The organism is Deinococcota bacterium (assembly GCA_030858465.1).
Taxonomy (GTDB): Bacteria; Deinococcota; Deinococci; order Deinococcales; family Trueperaceae; genus JALZLY01.
In genome coordinates, this window is record JALZLY010000088.1 from 1 (window position 1) to 3,647 (window position 3,647).

Genomic DNA, 3,647 nt, shown 5'->3' on the forward strand with positions numbered 1-3,647 from the left:
GACCTATTCCTGGAACTTCGGCGACGGCTCCTCCGCCACCGGCCAGACCGTGAGCCACACCTACACCGCCAAGGGCGTCTACACCGCCACCCTCACCGTCACCGATTCTGAAGGTGAAATGAGCGAGGCCGCTGTGGTCGAGGTCGTCGTCGGCAACACCGTGCCCAGCCCCGAGATCGTCTGGCCCGCGCCGGGGGCCATGACCGAGCCCGGCCGGACCCTGACGCTCGAGGGCCAGGCGATGGACCCCGAGGACGGCATGCTTTCGGGCGAGGCGCTTCAGTGGACCGTCACCGCCCACTACCTCGAGGACGGCGCGGAGCGGAGCGAGGAGCTCGCCGCCTTTACGGGTGCGAGCGGCGACGTGGACATTCCCGAGGACCTCGACTGGCACGGCGACGTGCGCTACCTCGTCAGCCTGACCGCCACCGACTCCGGCGGCCTCTCCGACAGCGTAGAAAACGTTGTTCGCTACACCCGCCTGCAGGCGCAGAGCTACGACGTCGTCTCCGGCTTCAACCCGGTGAGCACAAGCGACGAGGACGGCGAGCAAGACCTGCAGGCCAGGACGGCGGGCGACTACTTCGCCTGGCAGGGCGTCAACCTGACCGGCCGCAACCCCGCCTTCATCCGCGTGGCGCCGGGCACCACGGGCGGCACCCTGGAGCTGCGCCTGGGCAGCAACCAGGGCGAGTTGCTCGGCACGGTGGAGGTCGCGGCGGACGACGAGGACGCCTGGGAGACGGTGGCGATTCCCTTGGAGGGCGCCGAAGGCGTCCATGACCTCTATCTGGTCGCCGGCGCGGAGGGCGGCGCGGAGGACGGCGGCGAGGTGGATCTGCGGGTGAACTGGGTGCAGCTCGTCGGCCCGGGCGTCCCGCGGGAGTAACGGGAGTAAGAGGACTCGATCGCCGCGAGTGCCGGGACTGCTATCGCAGCTTCGGCACCCGCGGCCAGGACACGCTAAGACTTGAGGGTGAGGCTCGAGGGCGATGACCCCGAGACGCAAACAAAAAGGAGAAGACATGATCAGACGATGCGTTCAGCTCGCCGCGGTTCTCGCGCTGGCCTTTGCCGTGACGGCGCAGGCACAGGCGCCGGAGATCACCGGGGAACCCGAAACCGGCCTCGGCCAGGACCAGCAGTGGGAGATCCGCTGGCAGACCGACAGCCCCGGCCTCGGCCAGGTCGAGTACGGCGCCGATGAGAACTACGGCCAGATGACCGACGAGGAGGCCGCCTTGGACGGCCGTCACGTTCACGTTTTGGAGGGCCTCGAGCCGGGCACCAGCTACCACTACCGCCTGGTCGTTCGCGACTGGTCGGGCAACGAGACGGTGAGCGAGGACATGACCTTCAGCACCCCTGCCCTAGAGGCTCCGGAGGCCTTGCGGGGCTTTGTCAGCGGCGGTCAGGCGCAGCTGAGCTGGAATCCCGTCTTCGGGGCCTCGAGCTACCGGATCGAGCGCGGCGAGACCGCCGACGGTCCCTTCGAGGAGGTCGCCACCACCCAGGAGACGAGCTACAGCGAGACCGGCCTGGAGGACGAGGCCAGCTACTACTACGTTGTCTCCGCGCTGGGCCAGGAGGGCAGCGAGGCGGCCTCGGCGCCGGTGCAGACGACGGCGCAGCCCGACTTCGGCGAGGTGCTGGCCGGTGCCGGCGAGTCGGCCGTGGCCGTTCCCAGAACCGACGCCATCAGCGTCGACGGCGACCTGACCGACTGGCCGATGTGGGCGCCTATCGAGATCGATCACACCATGACGGCGGACGCCACTGACGTGACCGACGACGCCGACCTGAGCGCCGTGGCGCAGTTCGCCTGGGACGACGACAAGCTCTACGTGGCCATCGAGGTCAGCGACGACGTGCTCGTCTTCGAGCGCAGTGGCGGCGACATCTGGCAAAACGACGCGGTGGAAATATGGCTGGGCGGCCAGCAGTTCGGCGTCGCCCTCGCCGACGGCGAAACCTACGTCCACTCCTGGGGCGGCATGGACACCGCTCAGATCGAGGCGGCTCTGGTCACCCACGACAGCGGCTACACGGTCGAGGTGGCCTTCCCCCTCGAGCTCGTCGAGGAGGCCACCGGCACCACGTCCGAAGCCGAGGCGACCTTCCCCGTCGCCGTCGGCGTCAACGACGCCGACGAGCCGGGCGGCGAGCGCGTGGGTCAGATCTACTTCCCCGAGGGTTGGGTCTGGGGCGACCCCGAGACCTTCGGCACGGCGGTCCTCGTCCGCTAAGGAAGCGGTATTCGCGTCGAGGAGAAGAGAGGAAACCTTCATGTCCAACGCTCAATGTCTATCGAGAGTCGCGCTCGTCATTCTTCTGGCCTTTGCCGTGACGGCGCAAGCGCAGGCGCCGGAGATCACGGGGGAACCCGAAGCCGGCCTCAACCAGGATCAGCAGTGGGAGATCCGCTGGCAGACCGATGCGCCTTCCATTGGTCAGGTCGAGTACGGCAGCGACGACAGCTACGGCCGGACGACCGAGCAGCAAGACGCCCTGGACGGCAACCACGTTCACGTCTTGGAGGGCCTGGAACCCGACACCACCTACCACTACCGCCTGGTCGTCAGGGACTGGTCCGGCAACGAGGTGATGAGCGAAAGCAGGACCTTCACCGCGCCCGAGCTGGCCGCGCCGGAGTCGGTCACGGCCGCGGGCGCGGGAGGACAGGCGCGGCTCTCCTGGACGCCGGTCTTTGGCGCCACGGGCTACCGGATCGAGCGTGGCCTCGAGCCCGGCGGCCCCTACGAAGAGGTCGCCGCCACCCAGGAGCCGAGCTACACCGACAGCGGCCTCGAGGATGAGGTGACCTATTACTATGTGGTCACCTCGCTGGGCCAGAGCGCCGAGGCCCAGTCCGAAGAGGTCAGTGTGACGCCCCATCCCTTAGCGGGCAACCTCGTCGGCGCCTGGCTCTTCGACGAGGGCGAGGGGGACACGGTCAGTGACGCCTCGGGGCACGGCCATCACGGCAGCTTCCACAACGCCTCGTGGGCCGAAGGGCAATTCGGCAGCGCCGCGCGGATCATTCCGGGCGAAAACTACCTCGAGGTCGAGAACACCGAGGGTCTAAGCCCCGCAGACGAGCTGACCATCACCGTGTGGATCTACCTCGAGGATCTGCCCGACGTAGAGGAACAATTTCCTAACCGCCGTATCCTGCAGGCGGGCAGCTACAATCCCGATGAACTGCAGTACGGCATCGAGGACAACCACTACCGCTTCCTCTTCGAGTTCGGCGAGTTCATTTTCCAGGCCGGGCCCAACGCCCAACCGGACCGCGTCGCCATCGACCAGGGCGAGGCCATCGTGCTCGGACAGTGGTCTCATCTGGCGGGCGTCTACGCCGGCGAACACATCAGGCTCTACGTCAACGGCGAGCTGATCTCGGAGATCGAGTCCAGCGGCGCCGAGCTGGTGCAGCCCGAGAACAACCGCCTCTTTATCGGCACCAAGTCGCCGCAGGCCCCCGCCGGCGACTGGTGGGACGGCCTCATCGACGAGGTGGCCATCTTCGACCGGGCGCTCAGCGAAGAGGAGATAAGGATCGTGATGCAGGGCTTGAGCGGCCTCGTCGGCAACTGAGCGGCGTGGCTGAGGAGGCTGACTCGAGTGCGGCCTTCGCACTCGAGTCA

Annotated in this window: 3 protein-coding genes; all 3 read left to right on the forward strand. The window is 67.6% G+C overall.

Going from position 1 to position 3,647, the window contains the following annotated elements:
- Nucleotides 1-889, forward strand: an 889-nt coding sequence (locus M3498_04275) for a PKD domain-containing protein (protein MDQ3458514.1), incomplete at its 5' end; no start/stop codon positions are given.
- Nucleotides 890-1,025: 136 nt separating this feature from the next.
- Nucleotides 1,026-2,246, forward strand: a complete 1,221-nt coding sequence (locus M3498_04280; GenBank protein ID MDQ3458515.1) for a hypothetical protein — start codon at nucleotides 1,026-1,028, stop codon at nucleotides 2,244-2,246.
- A gap of 40 nt (nucleotides 2,247-2,286) precedes the next feature.
- Nucleotides 2,287-3,597, forward strand: coding sequence for a hypothetical protein (locus M3498_04285; protein MDQ3458516.1), 1,311 nt, complete (start codon nucleotides 2,287-2,289; stop codon nucleotides 3,595-3,597).
- Nucleotides 3,598-3,647 lie beyond the last annotated feature (50 nt).

Excerpts from the sequence above, each read along its gene's own strand:
- M3498_04280 (MDQ3458515.1), top strand. The coding sequence starts at position 1,026 with ATGATCAGACGATGCGTTCAGCTCGCCGCGGTTCTCGCGCTGGCCTTT.
- M3498_04285 (MDQ3458516.1), top strand. The coding sequence starts at position 2,287 with ATGTCCAACGCTCAATGTCTATCGAGAGTCGCGCTCGTCATTCTTCTG.